Source organism: Massilia sp. HP4, assembly GCF_005222695.1.
In the GTDB taxonomy this organism is placed as follows: Bacteria; Pseudomonadota; Gammaproteobacteria; order Burkholderiales; family Burkholderiaceae_D; genus Telluria.
Map to the genome: position 1 here is coordinate 40,179 of NZ_STGG01000047.1, position 22,453 is coordinate 62,631.

20 protein-coding genes are annotated in these 22,453 nt (G+C 64.8%); 10 read left to right on the forward strand and 10 right to left on the reverse strand.

Annotated elements, in window-relative coordinates:
• Positions 1-162: 162 nt before the first annotated feature.
• On the reverse strand, positions 163-885 hold the full coding sequence (locus tag E8M83_RS17140) for a GAF domain-containing protein (protein ID WP_137174562.1): 723 nt from the start codon (positions 883-885) through the stop codon (positions 163-165).
• A gap of 168 nt (positions 886-1,053) precedes the next feature.
• Between E8M83_RS17140 and E8M83_RS17145 the strand changes: the two genes are divergently transcribed.
• Entirely contained in the window at positions 1,054-2,832 is a 1,779-nt protein-coding gene (locus E8M83_RS17145; RefSeq protein WP_137174563.1) for an EAL domain-containing protein, read from the forward strand.
• A 6-nt stretch (positions 2,833-2,838) separates the two neighbouring features.
• On the opposite strand, the gene mnmA is transcribed toward E8M83_RS17145, so the two are convergent.
• Together mnmA and E8M83_RS17155 are read right to left on the reverse strand one after the other, a co-directional pair.
• On the reverse strand, positions 2,839-3,951 hold the full coding sequence (gene mnmA / locus E8M83_RS17150) for a tRNA 2-thiouridine(34) synthase MnmA (protein WP_137174564.1): 1,113 nt from the start codon (positions 3,949-3,951) through the stop codon (positions 2,839-2,841).
• Positions 3,952-3,969: 18 nt separating this feature from the next.
• Complete coding sequence (locus tag E8M83_RS17155) at positions 3,970-4,452, reverse strand: NUDIX hydrolase (RefSeq protein WP_137174565.1); 483 nt, start codon at positions 4,450-4,452, stop codon at positions 3,970-3,972.
• A gap of 241 nt (positions 4,453-4,693) precedes the next feature.
• Between E8M83_RS17155 and E8M83_RS17160 the strand changes: the two genes are divergently transcribed.
• Genes E8M83_RS17160 through E8M83_RS17170 form a run of 3 tightly spaced genes read left to right on the forward strand, consistent with a single transcriptional unit; the run spans position 4,694 to position 7,658 of the window.
• Complete coding sequence (locus E8M83_RS17160) at positions 4,694-5,806, forward strand: Re/Si-specific NAD(P)(+) transhydrogenase subunit alpha (RefSeq protein ID WP_137174566.1); 1,113 nt, start codon at positions 4,694-4,696, stop codon at positions 5,804-5,806.
• Between the two features lie 56 nt (positions 5,807-5,862).
• Positions 5,863-6,204, forward strand: coding sequence for an NAD(P) transhydrogenase subunit alpha (locus E8M83_RS17165; RefSeq protein ID WP_137174567.1), 342 nt, complete (start codon positions 5,863-5,865; stop codon positions 6,202-6,204).
• On the forward strand, positions 6,201-7,658 hold the full coding sequence (locus E8M83_RS17170; protein ID WP_137174568.1) for an NAD(P)(+) transhydrogenase (Re/Si-specific) subunit beta: 1,458 nt from the start codon (positions 6,201-6,203) through the stop codon (positions 7,656-7,658). Before E8M83_RS17165 ends, E8M83_RS17170 begins: the two co-directional genes overlap by 4 nt.
• A 191-nt stretch (positions 7,659-7,849) precedes the next feature.
• On the opposite strand, the gene E8M83_RS17175 is transcribed toward E8M83_RS17170, so the two are convergent.
• From E8M83_RS17175 to E8M83_RS17195, 5 genes are all read right to left on the reverse strand, one after another.
• A complete protein-coding gene (locus E8M83_RS17175; protein WP_137174569.1) occupies positions 7,850-9,379 on the reverse strand; it encodes a hypothetical protein in 1,530 nt (509 codons plus the stop codon).
• A 248-nt stretch (positions 9,380-9,627) separates the two neighbouring features.
• Positions 9,628-10,788 carry an FAD-dependent monooxygenase gene (locus E8M83_RS17180; RefSeq protein WP_137174570.1) on the reverse strand — a complete coding sequence of 387 codons (1,161 nt, stop codon included), beginning with the start codon at positions 10,786-10,788 and terminating at the stop codon, positions 9,628-9,630.
• Positions 10,785-12,113 (reverse strand): Xaa-Pro aminopeptidase, encoded by a 1,329-nt coding sequence (gene pepP / locus E8M83_RS17185; protein ID WP_137174571.1) that lies wholly within the window; start codon positions 12,111-12,113, stop codon positions 10,785-10,787. Before pepP ends, E8M83_RS17180 begins: the two co-directional genes overlap by 4 nt.
• Entirely contained in the window at positions 12,110-12,832 is a 723-nt protein-coding gene (gene murU / locus E8M83_RS17190) for an N-acetylmuramate alpha-1-phosphate uridylyltransferase MurU (RefSeq protein WP_137174572.1), read from the reverse strand. The genes pepP and murU overlap by 4 nt, the downstream gene beginning before the upstream one ends.
• Positions 12,833-12,839: 7 nt before the next feature.
• Positions 12,840-13,898 (reverse strand): aminoglycoside phosphotransferase family protein, encoded by a 1,059-nt coding sequence (locus tag E8M83_RS17195; protein ID WP_137174573.1) that lies wholly within the window; start codon positions 13,896-13,898, stop codon positions 12,840-12,842.
• Between the two features lie 114 nt (positions 13,899-14,012).
• Between E8M83_RS17195 and E8M83_RS17200 the strand changes: the two genes are divergently transcribed.
• The 5 genes from E8M83_RS17200 to E8M83_RS25990 all read left to right on the forward strand — a co-directional run bounded on the left by E8M83_RS17200 (position 14,013) and on the right by E8M83_RS25990 (position 20,002).
• Positions 14,013-16,271 carry an LPS-assembly protein LptD gene (locus tag E8M83_RS17200; protein ID WP_137174574.1) on the forward strand — a complete coding sequence of 753 codons (2,259 nt, stop codon included), beginning with the start codon at positions 14,013-14,015 and terminating at the stop codon, positions 16,269-16,271.
• 113 nt (positions 16,272-16,384) lie between these two features.
• Positions 16,385-17,722 carry a peptidylprolyl isomerase gene (locus tag E8M83_RS17205; protein ID WP_229491617.1) on the forward strand — a complete coding sequence of 446 codons (1,338 nt, stop codon included), beginning with the start codon at positions 16,385-16,387 and terminating at the stop codon, positions 17,720-17,722.
• Between the two features lie 3 nt (positions 17,723-17,725).
• Entirely contained in the window at positions 17,726-18,868 is a 1,143-nt protein-coding gene (gene pdxA, locus E8M83_RS17210) for a 4-hydroxythreonine-4-phosphate dehydrogenase PdxA (RefSeq protein WP_229491618.1), read from the forward strand.
• A complete protein-coding gene (rsmA, locus tag E8M83_RS17215) occupies positions 18,819-19,592 on the forward strand; it encodes a 16S rRNA (adenine(1518)-N(6)/adenine(1519)-N(6))-dimethyltransferase RsmA (protein WP_137174576.1) in 774 nt (257 codons plus the stop codon). Before pdxA ends, rsmA begins: the two co-directional genes overlap by 50 nt.
• 242 nt (positions 19,593-19,834) lie before the next feature.
• The gene (locus E8M83_RS25990) at positions 19,835-20,002 is read left to right on the forward strand and encodes a hypothetical protein (protein WP_170976848.1); all 168 of its coding nucleotides are present in this window, start codon (positions 19,835-19,837) and stop codon (positions 20,000-20,002) included.
• A 178-nt stretch (positions 20,003-20,180) separates the two neighbouring features.
• On the opposite strand, the gene E8M83_RS17220 is transcribed toward E8M83_RS25990, so the two are convergent.
• Complete coding sequence (locus tag E8M83_RS17220) at positions 20,181-20,822, reverse strand: hypothetical protein (RefSeq protein ID WP_137174577.1); 642 nt, start codon at positions 20,820-20,822, stop codon at positions 20,181-20,183.
• Between the two features lie 20 nt (positions 20,823-20,842).
• Positions 20,843-21,610 carry a hypothetical protein gene (locus E8M83_RS17225; protein ID WP_137174578.1) on the reverse strand — a complete coding sequence of 256 codons (768 nt, stop codon included), beginning with the start codon at positions 21,608-21,610 and terminating at the stop codon, positions 20,843-20,845.
• A 41-nt stretch (positions 21,611-21,651) separates the two neighbouring features.
• Between E8M83_RS17225 and E8M83_RS17230 the strand changes: the two genes are divergently transcribed.
• The gene (locus E8M83_RS17230) at positions 21,652-22,377 is read left to right on the forward strand and encodes an HAD family hydrolase (protein ID WP_137174579.1); all 726 of its coding nucleotides are present in this window, start codon (positions 21,652-21,654) and stop codon (positions 22,375-22,377) included.
• Positions 22,378-22,453 lie beyond the last annotated feature (76 nt).

A 22,453-nucleotide genomic window follows, 5' to 3' on the forward strand; every position in this document is an offset into this window, starting at 1 on the left:
GGGAAGCGCTGATTTATTCATGGCGGCGGTCTTGGCACGGAAAAAACACGCCCTGCTGCGTGGTAAATCCTCGTCATACCACGCGGTATGGCTGCGGTTTACGCCTTGCCGTGCGCCTTTTTCCCCCGCCAATCCCATCCGCCAGAATAAATCAGCGCATCCCTAGGCGCGGCGCTTGATCTCGTCGGACGCGATGGCCGCCAGCTCGCGCAGGGCGCGCAGTTCGCGTTCGCGCAGTCGGCGCGGTTCGCGGTCCAGTACGCACAGCGAGCCCAGGGCCATGTCGTTGGCGTCCAGTACCGGATAGCCGGCATAGAAGCGGATGTGCGGTTCGCCCGTCACCAGCGGATTGGCGGCGAAGCGCGGGTCGGCGTCCGCATCTTCCACGACGAATGCCCCATCCTGCATGATGGTATGGCTGCAGAAGGCCACCTCGCGCGGGGTCTCGCGCTGCGTCATGCCCAGGCGCGACTTGAACCACTGGCGCCGGCCGGATAGCAGCGTCAAGAGGGCCATCGGACAATCGGTCACATGGCTGGCCAGCCAGGTCAGGCGGTCGAACACTTCTTCGTCGGCCGATTCCATCAGCTTCGACGCCGCCAGCGCCCGCAGGCGCCGGGCTTCATCGGATGGCGCCGGATAGGCAGGCGCCGGGCAGGGCAGGAATTCGCCGGTCGGCGCGGCGCTCTCGGCATCCACTTTGCGCTGTCGCAGCAGCCCGTGAACCGCGCTCAGGCGCACGCGGCGATGGCCTCCCGGAGTCTTCCAGGTCGGCAATGCGCCGCCCTCCATCCAGACCTGTGCCGTGCTCACGGCCACGCCAAGCAGCCGCGCCGCCTCGCGCGTGGTCAGGATCGGATCGTCGTCTTCTTGTCTCAATATCACGGTGCATTTTCCTTTGATATTGTAATTTTACACCAAGCAACAAAAAATGACGAATATGACGAGAGAATTGGATATATTTGTTGACTTGAAGAATCTTTGTTGCAACAATGAATTTCAATCCGTCAATTTCGTCATATTTACGTACGTGTGTACGTATCCAGGCCAACTATGAATTCACCGATCGATCCAACACTGTGGACATGTTCCGCCTACGAGGTGGCGCGCCTCGACGCCCTGCATCGCCTTGAACTGCTGGACACCCCTCCCAGCGAAGCCTTCGACCGCATCACCCGCATGGCAGCCCAGCTGTTCAACTTGCCGATTGCGGCGGTGTCGCTGACCGACAGCGACCGCCAATGGTTCAAGTCGAAGGTCGGTGTCGAGCACGACGCGATCCCGCGCATGCGTGCGCCGTGCGCGACAGTGGCCGATACCGCCGGCGTGCTGGTCGTGCCCGACCTGCTCGAGGACGAGCATTTTCGCGACAGTGGGCTGGCCGAAGGCGGCATCCGCTTCTATGCCGGGGCGCCGCTCAATACGAGCGAAGGTTACTGCCTGGGAGCGATGTGCGTGCTGGGCACCGAACCACGCCAGGTGACGGCGGCCGAAAGCCAGGCGTTGCAGGACCTGGCGACGATGGTGATGGCGCAGATCGAGCTGCAGCATGCGCTGGGCAGGATCGATCCGGTCAGCGGACTGCCCAACCGCAACCAGTTCATTGGCGACTTCACCGACATCGAGCTGGCCGGCCAGGCCGGCGACATGCGGCTGGCGGCCCTGGTCAGCCTGGCCAGCCCGCAGGAACTGAGCGATGCCCAGCGCGTGATGGGCGCCGGCTGCCTGGACGACATGGTGCGCGACGCCATGCCGCAGTTGCGCCTGGCGGGCGCCGGCAAGATCTACCATGTCGGCACCACCCAGTTCGCCTTCTTCGCGCCGCCTGGCATCTCGCTCGAGACTTTTTGCTCGCAGCTGCAGTCCTGGCTCGACGTGCGCGCCAGCCATGGCCGGGCGCGCTTCCTCACCACGACCACGGTCGGCATCGCGCCGTTCACGATCGGCCAGACCGAAGGCCTGGATCTGCTGCGCAATATGCACAGCGCGGCCCACGACGGCCTGGCAGCCGAGCGCTGCGTACGCGTGTTCTCGTCCGAGCACGATGCGATCCTGCAGCGCCGTTTCTGGCTGGTGAACGCCTTCGGCGCGGCGCTCGCGGGCCGCGACCAGCTGCACCTGGTGTACCAGCCCAAGGTGATGCTCAAGGACGGCGCCTGTGCCAGCGTCGAAGCCTTGCTGCGCTGGACCCATCCCGAGATCGGGGCGATCTCGCCGGGTGAATTCATCCCCGTGATCGAAGGCACGTCGCTGGCGCGCGCCACCACCGAATGGGTGCTGACCGCAGCCATGCGCCAGATGGCCGCGTGGCGCCACGACGGCGTCGCATTGCAGGTGGCGGTGAACGTGTCGGCGGTGAACCTCGAAGAGCCCGATTTCTGCGACCGCGTAATGCAGCTCCTGCGGCGCCATGGACTGCCGCCGTCAAGCCTGGCGATCGAGCTGACCGAAAGCGCGCTGATGCGCAATCCGAAGGTGGCCCAGGCCACGCTGGAACGCCTGGCGCGCGCCGGCGTGCAACTGGCGATCGACGATTTCGGCACCGGCTACAGCAGCCTGTCGTACCTGCAAAGCCTGCCGGCCAATGTGGTCAAGATCGACCAGAGCTTCATGCGCAACCTGGCCCATGACGAACGCCGGCGCGCGCTGGTGGGCACGATGATCAAGCTGTCGCACGACCTGGGCCACAAGGTGGTGGCCGAAGGCGTGGAGACGGTGGAAGTGGAAGACTTCTTGCGCGCGGCGGGCTGCGACGAGGTGCAGGGCTACCTGCATGCGCGCCCGCTGGCGCCGAACGCGCTGGCCGAATGGCTGGCCGGGCGCGCTGGCTGAGAGGGTTTACGCGACGCCCGAGCGGGCGTCGATGATGCCGCCGCCCAGGCACACGTCGCCGTCGTACAGCACGGCCGACTGGCCGGGCGTGACCGCCCATTGCGGATCCGTGAAGTCGAGGGCGAAACGGCCATCGCTTGCAGCTTGCACCTTGCAGGCGACATCGGCCTGGCGATAGCGGGTCTTGGCCGACAGCTCGCACGGATCAGGCGCTTCGCCCGCGATCCAGCTGGCCTGGCCGGCTTCCAGCCGGTTCGACAACAGCCATGGGTGGTCGTGGCCCTGCACGATGTACAGGGTGTTGGCCTCGATGTCCTTGCGCGCCACGAACCATGGCTCGCTGATGCCGTCCGCCGTCTTGCGCGACTTGAGGCCGCCGATGCCGATGCCCTTGCGCTGGCCCAGCGTGTAGAACGACAGGCCGACGTGTTCGCCGACCTTGCTGCCGTCGTCGAGCCTGATCGGGCCCGGTGTATAGGACAGGTAGCGGTTCAGGAAGTCGCGGAAAGGGCGCTCGCCGATGAAGCAGATGCCGGTCGAATCCTTCTTGGCGGCGTTAGGGAGCTTGAGCTTTTCGGCGATCTTGCGCACCTCGGTCTTGGGGATCTCGCCCAGCGGGAACAGCGACTTGGAGAGCTGCGCCTGGTTCAGGCGGTGCAGAAAGTAGCTCTGGTCCTTGGTGGCGTCGAAGGCCTTGAGCAGCTCGAACTTGCCGCTGCCGGTGTTTTCGCGCACGCGCGCATAGTGACCGGTGGCGATCAGGTCGGCGCCCAGCTTCATCGCATGGTCGAGGAAGGCCTTGAACTTGATCTCGGCGTTGCACAGCACGTCCGGGTTGGGCGTGCGGCCGGCCTGGTATTCGCGCAGGAATTCGGCGAACACACGGTCCTTGTATTCCGAGGCGAAGTTGACCGCCTCGATGTCGACGCCGACCACGTCGGCCACGCTGGCCGCGTCGATCCAGTCCTGGCGCGTCGAGCAGTATTCGGAGTCGTCGTCGTCTTCCCAGTTCTTCATGAACAGGCCGACCACGTCATAGCCTTGTTCCTTCAGCATCCACGCCGCGACCGAGGAGTCGACTCCGCCCGACATCCCGATCACGACTTTTTTCTTGCTCATATCACGTCCGTATTGAATTCAGATCCCGCCCTCGAATACCGAGGAGTGGGTGTACAGCAGGGACAGCGGCGTGCTTCTTCCGGCCAGGTAGTCGTCGACGCACTGGAGCACGATCGGGCTGCGGTGGCGGTCGGCGGTGGCGGCGATCTCGTCGCGCGTCATCCACAGGGTGCGCAGGATGCCTTCGTCGAGCGGCTGGTCGAACTTGCGGCCGACATTGCCGGCGAAGGTGAAGCGCAGGTAGGTGACGTCGGCATTGCGCGACTTGGAGTGGTAGCGCGACATATACATTCCCACCAGCGTGCGCGGTATGAACTCGTGGGCGGTTTCCTCCAGCGCTTCGCGCACGACCGCTTGTTCCAGCGACTCGTGCGGGTCGAGATGGCCGGCGGGCTGGTTCAGCTTGACGCCCTCGCTCGTCTCTTCCTCGATCAGCAGGAAACGGCCCTCGTGCTCGATGATCGCAGCCACGGTAACCGATGGTTTGAAGATGTCGCTCATGCCTGTCCTTGAAAATGAGCCGGTATTCTACATCGGGCCGGGCCTGCTCTGCTCAGCCTTGCCCCGCCTCTGGTGCTTGCCTGTCGTTAATTCGGTTTGATCTGTCGCAAAAATGCCGGTAAATCTTCCGGTAAGCATGAGTTTTGTCATAAGCATTGCAAATTCGTTAAAACTTCGCGTATATTGGAGTAATTGCTGTAAAGACAGATTCTGCACTCGTATTCCAACGTACGGAGGTGGCATGAAGATAGGCATACCGGTCGAGACAAGGCCGGGCGAGACACGGGTTGCAGCAACGCCCGAAACCGTCAAGAAACTCGCCGCGAAGCACCAGGTACTGGTGCAGGCCGGCGCCGGCCTGCATGCGGCGGCGCCGGACGCCGCCTACGAGGCGGCCGGCGCCAGCATCGTCGACGGCGCCACGGCCTTTGGCGCCGACATGGTGCTCAAGGTGCGCAGTCCCGACGCCACCGAACTGGGCCTGATGCGGCGCGAGGCGGTGCTGGTCGGGATGCTCGACCCTTTCGATACCGATAATCTTTCTGCCCTGGCCGGCGCCGGCCTGACCGCCTTCGCACTGGAAGCGGCGCCGCGCATCACGCGCGCACAGTCGCTCGACGTGCTTTCTTCGCAAGCCAATATCGCCGGCTACAAGGCGATCCTGCTGGCCGCGAATACCTACGGGCGCTTCATGCCGATGCTGATGACGGCGGCCGGCACGGTCAAGGCGGCGCGGGTGCTGATCATGGGCGTTGGCGTGGCCGGGCTGCAGGCGATCGCCACCGCCAAGCGCCTGGGCGCCGTGATCGAGGCATCCGACGTGCGCCCGCCGGTCAAGGAACAGGTGGAGTCGCTCGGCGCCAAGTTCATCGACGTGCCGTACGTGACCGACGAAGAACGCGAGATCGCGAAGGGCAGCGGCGGCTATGCGCGGCCGATGCCGCCCGACTGGATGCGGCGCCAGGCCGAACTGGTGCACGAGCGCGCGAAGCTGGCCGACATCGTCGTCACCACCGCCCTGATCCCGGGCCGCAAGGCGCCGTTGCTGATCGGCGAAGAGACGGTGCGCGCGATGAAGCCGGGCTCCGTGATCGTCGACATGGCGATCGCACAGGGCGGCAACTGCCCGCTCACGGAACTCGGACAAACCGTGATCAGGCATGGGGTGCACATCATCGGCGAACCCAATCTGGCGGCGCTGGTGCCGGCCGATGCGTCGGCGCTGTATGCGCGCAATGTGCTCGATTTCCTCAAGCTGGTGATCGACAAGGACGACCGCTTCTTCATCGACCGCGAGGACGAGATCGTGACCGCGACGCTGGTATGCGCGAACGGGGAAGTGCTGCGCAAATAGATTGCTTCAGGCAGCCGGGCCCGCTGGCCAGGACAAGAAAAGACAGGAGACTAGGCATGGACATCAGCCACACCATCATCAACCTGATCATCTTCGTGCTGGCGATCTACGTCGGCTACCACGTGGTCTGGACCGTCACCCCCGCGCTGCACACGCCCCTGATGGCGGTGACCAATGCCATCTCGGCGATCGTGATCGTCGGCGCCATGCTGGCCGCCGGCCTGACCGAGGGCCTGACCGGGCGCGTGGCCGGGACGGTCGCGGTGGCGCTGGCGGCGGTGAACGTGTTCGGCGGCTTTTTGGTCACCCAGCGCATGCTGGAGATGTTCAAGAAGAAGGAGCCGAAGGCGGCGCCGCGCGCCGACGCCAAGGAGCAGCTGGCGGAGGAGCGGGCATGAGCTACATCAGCATGAATGTCGTCACCCTGTTCTATCTGATCGCCTCGGTATGCTTCATCCAGGCGCTCAAGGGCCTGTCTTCTCCATCGACTGCGCGCCTTGGCAATACCTTCGGCATGGCCGGGATGGCGATCGCGGTGGTGACCACGGTGGCGCTGATGCTCAAGCTGCAGGCCGAGCTGGGCCAGGGCGGCGGCTCGGGCTTCGTGCTGGTGCTGCTGGGCGTGGTGGTCGGCGGCGCGATCGGGGCGTATGCCGCGAAGAAGGTCGAGATGACCAAGATGCCGGAGCTGGTGGCGGCCATGCACTCGCTGATCGGCCTGGCGGCGGTGTGCATCGCGATCGCGGCGGTCTCCGAGCCCTGGGCCTTCAACATCGCCACGCGCGAGACGCCGCTGCCGTTCGGCAACCGCCTGGAGTTGTTCATCGGCACCTTCGTGGGCGCGGTGACTTTCTCGGGCTCGGTGATCGCCTTCGGCAAGCTGTCGGGCAAGTATAAGTTCCGCCTGTTCCAGGGAGCGCCGGTGCGCTTCGGGGGCCAGCACATCCTGAACCTGGTGCTGGCGATCGCGATCGTCGTGCTGGGCCTGATGTTCTGCTTCGCCGATGGCGTGGCGCCGGCCTGGACGCCGTTCATCGTGATGGCGGCGCTGGCCTTCGTGCTGGGCGTGCTGATCATCATCCCGATCGGCGGGGCCGACATGCCGGTGGTGGTGTCGATGCTGAATTCCTATTCGGGCTGGGCGGCGGCAGGCATCGGCTTCTCGCTGAACAACTCGATGCTGATCATCGCCGGCTCGCTGGTGGGCTCGAGCGGCGCGATCCTGTCGTACATCATGTGCAAGGCGATGAATCGCTCTTTCTTCAATGTGATCCTGGGCGGCTTTGGCGGCGAGGCGGCGAGCGACACCGGCGGCGAGAAAGAGCAGCGCCCGGTGAAATCGGGTTCGGCCGAAGACGCCGCCTTCATCCTGCAGAATGCCGAGTCGGTGATCATCGTCCCCGGCTACGGCCTGGCGGTGGCGCGCGCCCAGCACACGGTGAAGGAACTGGTCGACAAGCTGACCGAACACGGCGTGACGGTACGCTACGCGATCCACCCGGTGGCGGGCCGCATGCCCGGCCACATGAACGTGCTGCTGGCCGAGGCCGAAGTGCCCTACGACCAGGTCGCCGAGATGGAAGACATCAACGGCGACTTCGGCCAGACCGACGTGGTTCTGATCCTGGGCGCCAACGACGTGGTGAACCCGGCGGCGAAGGATCCGAAATCCCCGATCGCCGGCATGCCGATCCTGGAGGCCTACCGCGCCAAGAGCATCATCGTCAACAAGCGCTCGATGGCCTCCGGCTACGCCGGCCTGGACAACGACCTGTTCTACCAGCCCAACACGATGATGGTCTTTGGCGACGCCAAGAAGGTGATCGAATCGATGGTCAAGGCCGTCGAATAACCCCAATCAATAGCCCAACAATTGGGGTCAGAGTAGATTTATTGGCCAATTGCCCGGCCGACAGCGAGGGTCAGAGTCGAATTCTTTGACAACATCGAGCTGAGTAATTGCTCAATAATTCTACTCTGACCCTCATTGAGGAGCTTTTGACGGGGGGCTCAATATTTTGAGAAGGTTTCACACGATCCGTCTCACTGCGCTGCAGGAGCATCGACGTCGATATGTCCAGGCGTACTGCAGCGCGGTGCGCCGTTGATGTAGCGCCACCCGCGGCTCATCCGGACTACGCCGCTTTCATCGAGGATGGCTCCCTGGCCGCACAGGATCGCGGCAGCGCCCGGATGACGTTCGTTGTACAGGATCTTGCTGGGGCGCCGGGAGTCCGGCCAGGCGATCACGGTGTTCTCGGGCATCTCGCCATCGATGCCCAGCGCGCGGTCGTGAAAAATCTCGGGATCGGGGTTGTACAGCGCGGGTGCGGTGCGCAGCAGCCACGCGGCCGCGGGACTGAATTCGGTATGGCCGTATCCCTTGGCATGCCACATGGCGACGCCCTGCGCCAGCAGCACGAGCAGCACGGCCCTGGCGGGCCAGCGCGGCGCCAGGGCCAGCCCCGCGAGCGCGAGAAACAGCAGTGGCGCCGCGGCCCAGACGACGTAGCGCATCGGCCCCGCAGCACCCGAGTTCCAGTTCACGGTCGACATGGCCGGCACCACCAGCACCAGCATCAGTCCTAGCGCACTGGCAGCGAGCCAGGCGATATGCTTGGCTCGCAGCGTCCATGCCTGCCATAGCAACAAGACGACCACTGCCGGAAATGCCACGATGACGCCCTGGTTGGGATCGAAGAAGAAGGAGCCGAAGCGGCTGGCGCCGATCAGGGCGGAGTCGCTGGAAAACTTGGCGATCAGGCTGGGCTCGCCGAAATGCCAAAGGCTGAACAGCACGGGAATGCCCGCCATCGTAATCAGCATCGCGCAGGCCGCGACGTTGCGTCGGGTGGCGGTGCGCAAGAGCGCTGCCCGCCAGGGGAGATCCTCGGATGCCATCAACCAGCCAACACGCAGCAGGGGAGCGAAGAGCGCGACGAACAGCAGCGGCGGGTTCTGCATCGCCGCCAGGCCGGGCAGGACGACTGCGGCAACCGGACGTCCGAGACTGAACAGGATCAGGCCGGACAGCAGCGCGGCCATGCTGAACACTTCGGGGCTGAACCAGGTCAGGTAGCGCAGCGCCCCGCACAGCAGGAACAGCGCCAGCGCCAGCCAGGCGCGCCTGGCCGAACCCAGCAGCAGATAACAGGCGATTCCCAGCACGAACACCGGCAGCAGATTGACCAGTTGGCCAGCCTTGAAAGGATCCACGCCGAGCACGTCGAGGACGCGCATGGGAATCGCCGCCATCGCCGGGTAGGCGAAGAAGTGAATCGCGAGGTAGTGCCCGTGGCGTGAACGTATCAGGCCTGGCAGCGGAACTTCGTCGCCCCGCGCCATATTGGCGCGTATCGTGGTGAACAGGTCCCGGAAGCCAGCCTCGTGCGAGAGTGCGATCGCGCGGTCGACGTCGTCCAGTGTGATGTAGGGCGTACCGTGTTGCGCCAGCGCGATTGCCGTCAGCCCGTATTCGGGAAAGTCGCCGCCCTTCTTCACCTTCGTCGCGCCGAATATCACCACCAGCACCAACAGCAGGGACAGGACAAAGCGTGGGAATGGAGCTTGCATGAATGCGCGGCGATTGCTTAACGAAGAATAACTTTTAAGTCTAATGCTTGCCCGCCAAAATAACCAGACACGACGCCGGATCATGCAAGGCGCATCGAAGCAGGGCCTGCATCGTGCCGCGACTGCCGGCCTTGTCGGCGGCATCACCGTTGCGCAAGGCAGGTAATGAGGGTCAGCGTCGAATTAATTGCCAATTGATTTACTGAAGTTGTCAAACAATTCTACTCTGACCCTCATTAGGTGGCAGGTCAGCGGCGGCCGAACATCATCAGGTCGGCGAGGAGCATGCGTGCCGGGCGGGCCAGGTCGAGGGCGGCCAGGCCGAGGCCCAGCAGCGGCTGCAGCGGGCCACCGCCGGTGAAGGCGCGGGCCATGGTGTCGGTCAGGCCGATCGTCAGTTTCCGGTCTTGCGCGCGCGCCTCCAGGAAGCGGCCGATTGCGGCGGAATCGCCGCTATCCTGGCGCGCCAGCTGGCGCGCCAGGACGGCGGCGTCGCGCAGGCCCAGGTTCAGGCCCTGGCCGGCGACCGGGTGCAGGGTTTGCGCGGCGTTGCCGATGGCGACCGTGCGGGCGGTGGCGCGCGCTTCGGCGTTCAGGCCGAGCGGGAAGGCGACGCGCGGCGAGACCTTGGTGAAGGTGCCCAGGCGGCTGCCGAAGGCGTCGGTCAGCTGCTTCAGGAAAGTCGCATCGTCCAGGTCGAGGACGGCGCCGGCGCGTTCGGGCCGCACGCACCAGACCAGCGCGTACCCGTGGCCATCGGGGCCGTCTTCCGGCAGCAGGGCCAGCGGACCTTCGTCGGTGAAGCGCTCGAAGGCGCGGTGCGGGATCGGCAGCGCGCTCGTCACGCGCGCAATCACGGCGGTCTGTTCGTAGTCACGGCTCCTGGCGCGGTGGTCCTGCTGGCCGAAGATGCCGCCTTCGGCCTGCACCGCCACCTGGGCGCGTACCGTGCGGCCATCGTCCAGCGCCAGCAGCGCGCCATCCGGCATTTCTTCCAGCGCCTGCACGCGCGCCGGGCGCAGCACCGCCACGCCGGCCGCCTCGCAGCGCCGCGCCAGCGCGTCGACCACGGCGCCGTAGCGCGTCACGTAGCCCAGCGCCGGCAGGCCGTGTTCCGCGCGGTCCATCAGGCTGCGGCCCAGCTGGCCGCGGCGCGAGACGTGGATCTGGTGGATCGCCGTGGCCGGCAGCGGCCAGGCGCCAACTTCGTCCAGCAACTGCACGCTGCCCCAGGACAGCGCAATCGAGCGCGGATCCGAGATCGCCTGGCCCAGCGATTTGCCGTCGATCAGGACGATGCGCTGGCCCGGCACTCCGCGCCGCGCCAGGAAGGCGGCCAGGGCCAGGCCCACCGGGCCGGCGCCGCAGATCGCCACGTCGAAGTCGAGATCGTGTACTTGTTCCGTCATCGTGTTTCCCGCATCAATGCTTCGATTTCCGCCACGTCCTTCGGCGCGTCGCCGGTCAGGATGCGGCAGCCGGCGTCGGTCACGAGCACGTCGTCCTCGATCCGGATGCCGATGTCCCAGAACCGCTCCGGCACACCCTCGCCGGGCCGCACGTAGATGCCCGGTTCCACCGTCAGCGCCATCCCCGGCTGCAGGGCGCGCGAGGGCTTGTCGGGCAAGCTCACATCGCGGTAGGCGCCGACGTCGTGCACGTCCATGCCCAGCCAGTGGCCGGTGCCGTGCATATAGAACTGCGCGTAGGCGCGCGATGCGATCGCATCGTCGAGCGTGCCGACCTTGCCGGCATCGAGCAGGCCAAGATCGAGCATGCCCTCGGTGAGCACGCGCACCGCCGCATCGTGGATCGCGCTGTATGGCCGGCCCGGAACGATGGCCGCGAGCGCGGCGGCCTGGGCACGCAGCACCAGTTCGTACAAGGTGCGCTGCGCATCGCTGAAGCGGCCATTGGCCGGATACGTGCGCGTGATGTCGGCCGCATAGCCATCCAGTTCGCAGCCGGCGTCGATCAGCACCAGGTCGCCGTCGACGATGCGCCGGTTGTTGGCGCTGTAGTGCAGCACGCAGGCATTCGCGCCCGAGGCGACGATCGATGGACAGGCCGGGAATTGCGCGCCGCTGCGGCGGAACTCGTGCAGCAGCTCGGCCTCGATCTCGTACTCGAACAGGCCGGGCCGGGTGGCGCGCATCGCGCGCGCATGCGCCTGGCCCGAGATCGCGCCGGCGCGCGCCATCAGCGCGACCTCGTGCGCGTCCTTCAACAGCCGCATCTCGTCCAACATGCCAAGCAGGTGATGCGTCGTCTGCGGCGCGGTGACGCCGCTGCGGCTGCGCGCGCGCACCGCCTCGAGCCAGATCGCCACCCGGGCGTCGAGCCGCGAGCCGAGCGCGTAATAGAGCGAGGGCGCATCGGCCAGGATGTCGGCCATGCGCGCATCGAGTTCGCCGATCGGATACGCCTCGTCGAAACCGCATTCGCGCTGCGCAGCGTCGGGGCCGAAACGAAAGCCTTCCCAGATCTCGCGCTCGACGTTCTTCTCGCGGCAGAACAGGATGGACCGCGCCGCATGTTCTCCGCGCGCCGCCACCAGCACCAAAAAGCTGTCGGGTTCGGCGAAGCCGCCCAGGTAATAGAAATGGCTGTCGTGGCGGTAGGGATAGTCGCTGTCGCCATTGCGCAGGACTTCAGGCGCGGTGCCCAGCACCGCCACCGCGCCCGGCTGCATCTGCGCCAGCAAGCGCGCGCGCCGGGCTGCGTACGGCATCATGAGGCGGTCTTGGCCGCCCGCAGCGGCGCGTTCAGTTCTTCGAGCTGGCCCACGGTGCCGACATTGACCCACTGGCCCTGGTAGATCTCGCCGCCGACGCGGCCGGCTTCGATGAACTTGCGCATCAGGGGCCCGAACTTGAGGAATTCGCCGGCCTCGATCCCGTCGAACATCTCGGCGCGGTACACGCCGATGCCGGCGAAATTCCACTTATGTGGACCGTCGTTCTTGAGCGTGTACATGTCGAGCGCGAAGTCGCCTTCCGGGTTGTGCCACGGGTTCGGCGTCAGCCACAGCCAGGCGATGTCGCGCTTGTCGACCGGGTAGGGCACACCCACCGCATCGATATCCTTGAGCGCGTCGAGCGCCAGCGAGAAATCGAAGTAGGGCGCATAGATGTCACCCGACACCGCCAAAAACGGTTCGTCGCCCAGGAGGTGCAGCGCATTGGCGATACCGCCCGCCGTCTCGAGCGGCGCCGGTTCGTGCGAATACACGATGCGCGCGCCGTAGCGGCTGCCGTCGCCCAGTTCTTCCTCGATCATGTGCCCCAGGTGGGAGTGGTTGATCACGATCTCGGTGATCCCGGCGCGCACCAGGTTCAGTACATGCCAGGTGATCAGCGGCCGTCCGCGCACTTTCAACAAGGGCTTGGGGCAGCTGTCGGTCAGGGGCCGCATGCGCTCGCCGCGGCCGGCGGCGAAAATCATCGCTTTCATGCGCGCCTCAGAAGGTGTAGCCGACTTGCGGCGCCTTGTTGTCCAGGGCGTCGAGCAGGCGCAGCAAGGGCTTGAGTTCGATGTAGCGGTTCGCGGTCTTGCGCACGTAGTCGAGCACCGTCGGCAGGTCGCCCATGTAGTGCGACTTGTTGTCGCGGTAGTTCAGGCGGCAGAAGATGCCGAGGATCTTCAGGTGGCGCTGCAGGGCCATGAACTCGAAGTCGCGATAGAAGGCGTCGATGTCCGGATTGACCGGCAGGCCGGCCTGCTTGGCGCTCTGCCAGTAGCGCACCACCCAGTCCAGCACGATCTCTTCGTCCCACTGGATATAGGCGTCGCGCAGCAGCGAAGCCAGGTCATAGGTGACCGGGCCATACACGGCGTCCTGGAAATCGAGCACGCCAGGATTGAACTGGTCGAGGAACATCAGGTTGCGCGAATGGAAATCGCGGTGCATGAACACCTGCTGCTGCGCCAGCACGTTGGCCGTGATCGCCTCGAATACCTTGTCGAGCGTGGCCTGCTGCTTGTCGTCCAGGGTCACGCCCAGGTGGCGGTTCAGGTACCACTCCGGGAAGATGTTCAGCTCGCGCATGATGAAGGCGCGGTCGAACTCGGGCAGCACGCCCGGCTGGCTGGCCATCTGGAACTTGAGCAGGGCGTCGACCGCGTCGGAATACATGAAGGCGGCATTGTCGCTGGAGAGGCGCGCCAGGTACGTGGTGGTGCCCAGGTCGCCCAGCAACAGGAAGCCACGTTCGACGTCGCGCGCGACGATTGCCGGGACGGTCACGCCGGCATCGAACAGCAGGCCTTGCACGTGGATATAGGCCGGCACGTTCTCGCGTTCAGGTGGGGCGTCCATGGCGACCAGGGTCGCGCCCAGCTTATCCTGCATGGCGGGCACGACGCCGTAGCGGAAGTAGCGGCGAAAGCTCGCATCGATCGATGCGGGACGGCCAGTGCCGACGTCCACCAGGCCGGTCGAGGCCAGCCATTCGTTCAGTTGCGCCAGGCGCGCGTCTACGTTGGTGGATGTGGCAGAGTTTTGATACGAAGATGACATGAAGCAGCCTGACGAATCCGGTTGGTTGAGCTAATTCCCATATAATAAGGGATTCATTCTAAAAAAACCGCCCTTTATGGTGCATGTCCGATTTTCCATGAGCTGCGATTTTCCATGAGCTGGTCGTCACGCCAACCTTTCCCCCCGCGGCAGGTGCTCGCGCTCTATGCACTGGTTTCCGTCACTGCGGTCCCCGCATTCGCCCAGGGTGTTCCCACGGCCCCCCAAGCTGAAGACGAACTCCCCGTCACCATCCAGGCCGAGGAAATCGGCGGCCGTCCCGACCGCCGGCTCGACCTGAACCGCAACGTCGAGATCACGCGCGGCCAGAGCGGCATCACCGCCGATACCGCCTGTTATCTGCGGGTCGAAGACGAGGTGACGGCCACCGGCAACGTGAATATGTGGCGCTTCGGCGACCGCTACAAGGGCGACGAGCTGCAGCTGAACCTCGAAACCGGCAAGGGCTACCTGCTCAACCCGACCTACTTCCTGGCCGACAGCAACGGCCAGGGCCAGGCCGATCGCATCGACTTCTTGGGCGAGCAGCAGGCCCTGGTGCGCAACGGCACGTACAGTACCTGCGAAGGTCCCGACCCCGACTGGTACCTCAAGTCGAGCACCCTGCGCCTGGACAGCGGGCGCGATGTCGGCACGGCCGGCAAGACCATCATCTATTTCAAGGACGTGCCCATCCTCGGCACGCCGGCGATGTCGTTCTCGCTCTCGGGCCAGCGCCGCTCCGGCTGGCTGCCGCCTACGGTGGGCTTCGGCTCCCAGGGCAAGGCCGAGATCATGGTCCCGTACTACGTCAACATCGCCCCGAACCGCGACCTGACGCTGTATCCGCGCATGATGTTCGACCGCGGCTTCCAGATGGGCGCCACCGGCCGCTACCTGGGCAGCACCTACCAGGGCGAGACCCATGTCGAGGTCTTGCCGGACGACCGCAAGACCGATACCACGCGCTGGCGCGTCGACTCGCTGCACAGCCAGTCGATCCGGCCGAACTGGTCGTACGGCTGGAACCTGCACGGCGCCTCGGACGACGAATACCCGTCCGACTTCTCGCGCAACGTCTCGGCCAGCGCCGAGCGCCAGCTGCTGCGCGAACTGCGCACCGACCTGCACGGCCAGTTCTGGAATCTCTCCGCGCGTGCCCAGAACTACCAGGTGCTGCAAGATCCGGCCGCCGACACCGACCCCAACCTGCGGGTGCCGCGTCCCTACGACCGCCTGCCGCAGATTAACTTCCGCGCCGCGCGCTACGACGTGGCCGGTTTCGACTGGGCGCTCGACGCCGAGATAACCCGTTTCGACCACCCCGAAATGGTAGGCGGCAACCGCGCCGTGGTGCAGGGCCAGGTCAGTTATCCGATCGTGCGTCCGGGCTGGTTCGTCACGCCCAAGCTGATGTACAACGCGGCCAAGTACGATCTCGAAGAGCATGTGGAGCGGGTCAAGATGCCCACCAAGATCTCGCGCACGCTCCCGACCTTCTCGCTCGACAGCGGACTGGTGTTCGAGCGCAAGGCCTCGTTGTTCGGCGGCGGCACCACCCAGACCCTCGAGCCGCGCCTGTTCTATGTCTACACGCCGTACGAAAACCAGGACGACGTGCCGCTGTTCGACACCGGCCGCTCCGGTTTCAACTATGCCCAGCTGTTCTCCGAAAACCGTTACGTGGGCCTGGACCGGGTGTCCGACGCCAACCAGGTGACGGCGGCGCTGGTCTCGCGCTTCATCCAGGAAGACGGCTCCGAGCGCCTGCGGCTGGCCTTCGGCCAGCGCCAGTACCTCAAGCAGCCGCGTGTCGGCCTGTTCAAGGACGAAGCGCCGCACCAGAGCCGTTCCGACATGCTGCTGGCGGCCTCCGGCACCATTTCCGAGTCCTGGAGCTTCGATAGCGGCGTACAATACGATGCCAGCGGAAGTAGTTTGTATAGCTCGAATGTGGGTGTACAGTGGCGTCCGGGGCAGATGAAGGTGTTGAATGCCGAATACCGTTATCAGCGTGACAGCTTCCGCAACATCGACCTGTCGGCGCAGTGGCCGATCGGCCGCCGCTGGTATGGCGTGGGGCGGGTCAGCTACGCGTTGCGTTCGTATGGCGTGGGGACGCAGCTCGATGCAGCCAAGGGCGGCGGCAAGCTGATCGAAAGCCTGATCGGTCTCGAATACAAGGCCGATTGCTGGGTGTTCCGGATGGGCGCGCAGCGTTTCGTGACCGCGGCGCGCGAGGCCTCGACGCCGATCTTCTTCCAGCTCGAGCTCAATGGCTTGTCGCGCCTGGGCTTGGGTAATCCGCTCGATTCGTTCAACAAGAGCATCCCGGGCTATACGCGACTGAATTCCGGAATCGGACGGCCATAAGCCAGCGTTCAGACTGGCCGTCCATACTAGCCGTCCAACTGGTCCATGAAGTGAACTATCCTGAAATGAGTGCTTTCCAGATGATGCGTACTACCCGTTTGCAGTCCCTCCGCATGGCCGCAGCGCTGCTGTGCGTCTTGAGCGCCGGCCAGGCGCTGGCCCAGGCCGACACCTCGGCCGCCACCGGCGGCGGCTTCCTGCCGCCGGCCTCGGCCAATGCCAAGGTGATCGATTCGATCCAGGTCGTCGTCAATGACGAAGTGATCACCCGCAACGAAGTCGCGGGCCGCATGGTGCAGGTCACCCAGAACATGAAGGCACGTAACGCCCAGATGCCCGACCCGGCCACCATGGAGCGCCAGGTGCTCGAGGCGATGATCGTCGAACGCGCCCAGCTGCAGCTGGCGAAAGAGATGGGCGTCAAGGTCGACGACCGCACCCTGGACGCCACCATCGCCCGCATCGCCGAAAATCAAAAGATGTCGGTGCAGGACATGCGCAACCAGATGGAAAAAGAGGGCATGCCGTACGCCCAGTTCCGCGAAGACATCCGCAACGAGATCATGATGCAGCGCCTGCGCGAGCACGAGGTCGACAGCAAGATCCAGGTGTCCGAAGCCGAGATCGATACCTATATGGCCGCCGCCAAGGCCGCCGAAGCCGACCGCATCGAGGTCGACATCTCGCAGATCCTGGTGCGCGTCCCAGAGGACGCCACGCCCGAGCAGATCGCCGCGCGCCGCGCGCGCGCCGAAGAAGTCATGCGCCAGCTGCGCACCGGCGCCGACTTCGCGCGCATGGCCTCGACCTATTCCGACGCGCCCGACGCGCTCAAGGGCGGCGAGATCGGCTGGCGCGACGCTGACCGCCTGCCGCCGATGTTCTCGACCGAGCTGCGTAAAATTGAAGCGGGCCAGGTGACCCCGGTCCTCAAGACCAACGTCGGCTTCCACATCCTCAAATTGGCCGGCAAGCGCCCGCTGACCGAGCAGACCGAAAAATCGGTGGTCGAGCAGACCCACGCGCGCCACATCCTGATCAAGGTCACCCCGACCATGACCGAGGGCGAGGTCAAGCGCAAGCTGCTCGAGCTGAAAGAGAAAATGGATAACAACGCCGGCACCTTCGAGGACCTGGCGCGCCTGCACTCGCAAGACGGTTCGGCCCCGAAAGGCGGCGACCTGGGCTGGCTGTATCCGGGCGACACCGTGCCGGAATTCGAAACCGCGATGAACGACCTGAAACCCGGCCAGGTGTCGGATGTCATCCAGTCGCCCTTCGGTTTCCACCTGATCCAGGTCATCGCACGCAAGAGCGAAGACGTGACGCAGCAGAAAGAACGTAACCTGGCGCGTAACGTCCTGCGCGAACGCAAGATGCAGGAAGCGATGGAAGACTGGATGCGCCAGGTGCGCGACCGCGCCTACGTCGAGTTCCGCGAGGATCAGTAAACCATGGTCGCGCCACAGGCGCCCGGGCGCCCGTTGGCGCACCAGAGGCCAGTGTTGGCCATTACCGTCGGCGAGCCGGCCGGGATCGGCCCCGAGATCGCCATCCGCGCCGCCTGGGCCCTGCGCGCGCAGGCCAACTGCGTGCTGGTCGGCGACGCCGCCTTCCTGGCGCTCACGGCCAGCCTGATCGATCCATCGATCCGCCTGTCGGCGCTGTCGACCCAGGCCCTGCGCAATGGCGGCCTGCCGCATTTCGGCCTTGACCGGCTGGCGGTGGTCGACGTGCCGCTGGCCGCGCACGTGGTGCCGGGCCAGCTCGATCCCGAGAATGGCCGGGCGGTGCTGGCCACGCTGGACCTGGCGATCGAGGGGTGTGGCCGTGGCTGGTTCGACGCCATCGTCACCGCGCCCCTGCAAAAAAGCACGATCAACGACGCCGGCATCGCATTCTCGGGCCATACCGAATACCTGGCCGAGAAGACCGGCACGCACAAGGTGGTCATGATGCTGGCCGGCGCGCCGGCACATGAGCAGCCTTATCTGCGCGTGGCCCTGGCCACCACCCATTTGCCGCTGAAAGAAGTCCCGGCCGCGCTCACGCGCGAGAACCTGGCGCAAGTGCTGGACATCCTGCACGCCGACCTGCGCGACAAGTTCGGCATCGCGGCGCCGGTGATCCTGGTCACCGGCCTGAATCCGCACGCCGGCGAGAACGGTTACCTGGGCCGCGAAGAGATCGACGTCATCGCGCCGGTACTTGCGGACGCTAGAGGCCGCGGCATCGATGCGCGCGGCCCGTATCCGGCCGACACGCTGTTCCAGCCCAAATACCTGCAGGACGCCGACTGCGTGCTGGCGATGTACCACGACCAGGGCTTGCCGGTGCTCAAGCACGCGACCTTCGGGCGCGGCATCAACGTCACCCTGGGCCTGCCCCTGATCCGCACCTCGGTCGACCATGGCACCGCGCTCGACCTGGCCGCCCAGGGGCTGGGGCTGGCCGACTGCGGCAGCATGGAAGAGGCGATCCGCGCCGCCATGCACATGGTGGCGGCGCGCCGCGCGGCCCCCGCCACGAACAATTACGAAAGCAATAATGAAACACGTCGCACGCAAGCGCTTCGGCCAGAACTTCCTGACCGATGACAATGTCCTGAACAATATCATCGACGCCATCGAACCGCGCCGCGGCGAGGCGATGGTCGAGATCGGCCCAGGGCTGGCGGCGATGACGGCGCTGCTGCTCAAGTCGCTCGACCATATGCATGTGGTCGAACTCGACCGCGACCTGGTGACGCGCCTCGAAAAAGCCTATCCGCGCGAGCGCCTCACCGTGCATTCGGGCGATGCGCTCAAGTTCGATTTCGGGTCGATCCCGGTGCCGGAAGGGCAGAAGCTGCGGGTGGTCGGCAACCTGCCGTACAACATCTCGAGCCCGCTGCTGTTCCACCTGGCCGAATTTGCCCACCTGGTCGAGGACCAGCACTTCATGTTGCAGAAGGAAGTGGTCGAGCGCATGGTGGCCGAGCCGGGCACCAAGGCCTATAGCCGCCTGTCGGTGATGTTGCAATGGCGCTACGACATGGCCATGCTGTTCATCGTGCCGCCGACCGCCTTCGATCCGCCGCCGCGGGTCGAGTCGGCCATCGTGCGCATGGTGCCGACCAGCCGCCAACTACCTTGCGACGGCAAGCGCCTGGAAGCCGTGGTGGCCAAGGCCTTCTCGCAGCGGCGCAAGGTGATCCGCAACTGCGTGGCCGGGATGTTCACCGAGGCCCAGCTGGTCGAGGCTGGGATCGACCCCAGCCTGCGTCCAGAGGCAGTTACCCTCGAACAATACGTCGCCCTGGCCAACCTGGCCGTCTCGTGACGTGGCGTGGTCGGCTCTGCCGGCCACGTGTTCAATTCTTCTCAGCGCCGCCTGCCGGCGCTTTTTTGCGTCCAAAACAAACTCTGTTGCGTCGCAGCATACGGGTTATCACGTATTTCCCGTATCTCAATCCGCGTTTCATGCAGTCCGTCGCATCCCGGTGGAAACCGTCGAAGCGATTTTCTATAGTGCTCACATGGACAGCCGATCCGGCGCCCAACCGACCAACAAGGAGCACACAAATGAACGTCCTCAAGCACATGGAAGCCATCTTCATCGCCGCCGCCATCCTCGCCGGCTTCAGCAGCTACGCCGTCGCCGCCAATGCGCGCTCGATCGAGGCTTACCAGTCCCAGGTGTCGGTCGGCATGGACAAGATCGCCGTGGTAAAGGTCAGCGCCGCCCGCTGATCGCCGTCCAGCCGGCGCCATGAAGCACGCGGGCAAAAAAAAGCCCGCTCAGGGAGCGGGCTGAAATCCAATTCTTTTCTGAGGAGAGTTGGAGGAGACAGGAGCTATTATGCTGCGCGACAGCATATAAATCCAATTTCCCTTTCAAATACTCGACATAAGAATTGTGTATATCTGATCAGCTCGGTGCTGCAACGCAGGTCACGGCGATATTGCTCACATTGGCAGCCTTCATGACGTCGGTGCCGTTTGCAACGGTACAGACCTGGCCGGTAGGCTGGGTCAGGACGGTCACGCCATAGGAGACGCCAAAGCGAACAGGCGTGTCGAACGTGAAGGGAACCGGCGTCGTCACGCCAGCGGCCGGCTTGGCAATGCTGACCGTGCCGCCAGTGCTTCCGTTGGAAAGCACCAGGCCGTCGGCGGTCAGGCCAGTGACCGCGCCGCCGATCGCATAGGGGGTGACCTCGCAAACGAAGGCGATGTTGATGTCCGCCAGGCGGCCGGCAGTATCGCTGGAGCTGTCATACTGCCCCTGCGGCGTACCGCATTGCTGGTTGTTTGGAGGGCTCTTGAATACGACGCGGTAGACATCGCCATATTCGAGCTTGTTCGGGAATGAGAAACTGACCAGGTCGCCAGGCGTGGCGGGCGGTGCAATGGCGATCTCCATGCCGTTGGTGGACAGGACCGCCCCCGGATAGACGATGCCGGCGATCGTGCCTTTGACGACAAATTCGGCTTTGTCACTGCCGCCACAGCCGGCCAGGCCTGCAACCAGCGCCAGCGCGAGCGCCGGACGGATCAGGGAAGACTTCATGCGTAACGCTCCAGGAAAAATTAAGGGGTGCAGGTAACAGCCACATTGGTGACGGGGGCCGGGCCGACAGCGCCGGAGCCATTGCTCACAGTGCAGGTCTGATTAGCCGGTTGTCGCAGGATTGATACACCATATGGGGAATCTTCCGGGATGTCGGCCAGCTTGAACGAGGTGGCGCCCGGCTGGAGCGTGACGTTATCCGAGCCATTGGCCAGGACCAGTTCGCCCTTCAGGTTGCTGACGGTGCCCGACAGCCCATGGAGCCTGACATCACAGATAACTTCGACGGTGTAGACGTGGTAGCCGGCGCGGCCACTACCATTCTCGATCCTGCAACCGCTGACGTTCGACGGTTCGGCCTTGATTTGCACGTTATAACGGTCGTCGCTCGCAATCAGGGTGTCGAAATACCAATCGCCCCTGCCGTTACTGGTCGGCGTGATGGCCTTGTCGGAACCGCCGTTATTGGTCAGCACGAGGCCGGCCTTGGTCACGCCGTAAAACTGGCCGCCCAGGTACAGTTGGCCATCGCTGCCGCCGCAGGCAGACAGGGCGACCGCGCATGCCAGCGCCGCGCCGGCGCGCAGGTAGGAACTCTTCATAACATCTCCAAAAAATCTAGCGGGAAAGCGCAGCTGCGCGGTTGGAATAGAAAAATCGCTCAACATTTTAGTCCATTTGGCAAGCTGCTGGTCCATTTCGGGCGCATTTGGTTTTGTATCATGGTGTAACCAGGATTTAACAACAGCAACACTCTCCGTGTGCGCATTGCATTTGGACTGGCGCATCGCTATGCTTGGGGCGCACTGATTCCCCTGTCTGGAAGCCGATGACCCGCCGCCAAGCCTGGCCCAAAGCCGTCCTGTTCGACCTCGACGATACCCTGTGGCCGATCGCGCCCGTGATCCTGGAAGCCGAAAAACTGTTGTATGCCTGGCTCGGGCAGCATGCGCCGCGCGTCGCCGAGCGCTTCACGATCGACAGCCTGCGCCAGGCGCGCCTCGAATTGCTGGCCGCCCGCCCCGAATTCGGGATCGACCTGGGTGCCCTGCGCCATGCCGGCCTGGTCGCCGCCTTCGAACAGGTGGGCGAGGATGCCGGCAAGGTCGAACTGGCGATGACCGAGTTCTTTGCCGCCCGCAATGCGGTCACCCCTTACCAGGATGTCGTGCCGGGCCTCGAACGCCTGAAGAAACAGGTGCTGGTCGGCTCGGTCACCAATGGCGTGGCCGACTTGCAGACGATCGGCCTGGCCCACCACTTCCAGGCCTCGGTGGCGGCGCGCGCGTTCGGCCGTGCCAAGCCCGATCCCGGCATTTTTCTGGCCGGCTGCGCCGCCCTGGACGTGGCGCCGTCCGACACCCTGTATGTCGGCGACGATCTGCTGCTCGACGTGCAGGGCGCCCAGCGCGCGGGCCTGCGTGCGGCCTGGATGAACCGGACCGGCAAGGTGAATGACCTGGCCGGCGAAGTCTCGCCCGATGTCGAGGTATCGAGCCTGGACGAGCTGCTCGACTGGCTGGAAACGCACCATCTGCACGAACATCAGGTCTGAACATGCGTCACAGCAAGCCTTGTGCTGCCGTGCCATGCCCCAACCTGCCTATAATATAAGCATATCGAACGTTTCC

Bases quoted from the DNA above. Each gene is read 5' to 3' on its own strand.
- rsmA (WP_137174576.1), top strand. From the start codon at position 18,819: ATGAAACACGTCGCACGCAAGCGCTTCGGCCAGAACTTCCTGACCGAT.
- E8M83_RS25990 (WP_170976848.1), top strand. From the start codon at position 19,835: ATGAACGTCCTCAAGCACATGGAAGCCATCTTCATCGCCGCCGCCATC.
- E8M83_RS17155 (WP_137174565.1), bottom strand. From the start codon at position 4,452: ATGAGCGACATCTTCAAACCATCGGTTACCGTGGCTGCGATCATCGAG.
- pepP (WP_137174571.1), bottom strand. From the start codon at position 12,113: ATGATGCCGTACGCAGCCCGGCGCGCGCGCTTGCTGGCGCAGATGCAG.
- E8M83_RS17160 (WP_137174566.1), top strand. From the start codon at position 4,694: ATGAAGATAGGCATACCGGTCGAGACAAGGCCGGGCGAGACACGGGTT.
- E8M83_RS17200 (WP_137174574.1), top strand. From the start codon at position 14,013: ATGAGCTGGTCGTCACGCCAACCTTTCCCCCCGCGGCAGGTGCTCGCG.
- mnmA (WP_137174564.1), bottom strand. From the start codon at position 3,951: ATGAGCAAGAAAAAAGTCGTGATCGGGATGTCGGGCGGAGTCGACTCC.
- murU (WP_137174572.1), bottom strand. From the start codon at position 12,832: ATGAAAGCGATGATTTTCGCCGCCGGCCGCGGCGAGCGCATGCGGCCC.
- E8M83_RS17225 (WP_137174578.1), bottom strand. From the start codon at position 21,610: ATGCGCCAGTCCAAATGCAATGCGCACACGGAGAGTGTTGCTGTTGTT.
- E8M83_RS17180 (WP_137174570.1), bottom strand. From the start codon at position 10,788: ATGACGGAACAAGTACACGATCTCGACTTCGACGTGGCGATCTGCGGC.
- E8M83_RS17220 (WP_137174577.1), bottom strand. From the start codon at position 20,822: ATGAAGTCTTCCCTGATCCGTCCGGCGCTCGCGCTGGCGCTGGTTGCA.
- E8M83_RS17145 (WP_137174563.1), top strand. From the start codon at position 1,054: ATGAATTCACCGATCGATCCAACACTGTGGACATGTTCCGCCTACGAG.
- pdxA (WP_229491618.1), top strand. From the start codon at position 17,726: ATGGTCGCGCCACAGGCGCCCGGGCGCCCGTTGGCGCACCAGAGGCCA.
- E8M83_RS17175 (WP_137174569.1), bottom strand. From the start codon at position 9,379: ATGCAAGCTCCATTCCCACGCTTTGTCCTGTCCCTGCTGTTGGTGCTG.
- E8M83_RS17170 (WP_137174568.1), top strand. From the start codon at position 6,201: ATGAGCTACATCAGCATGAATGTCGTCACCCTGTTCTATCTGATCGCC.
- E8M83_RS17205 (WP_229491617.1), top strand. From the start codon at position 16,385: ATGGCCGCAGCGCTGCTGTGCGTCTTGAGCGCCGGCCAGGCGCTGGCC.
- E8M83_RS17230 (WP_137174579.1), top strand. From the start codon at position 21,652: ATGACCCGCCGCCAAGCCTGGCCCAAAGCCGTCCTGTTCGACCTCGAC.
- E8M83_RS17165 (WP_137174567.1), top strand. From the start codon at position 5,863: ATGGACATCAGCCACACCATCATCAACCTGATCATCTTCGTGCTGGCG.
- E8M83_RS17195 (WP_137174573.1), bottom strand. From the start codon at position 13,898: ATGTCATCTTCGTATCAAAACTCTGCCACATCCACCAACGTAGACGCG.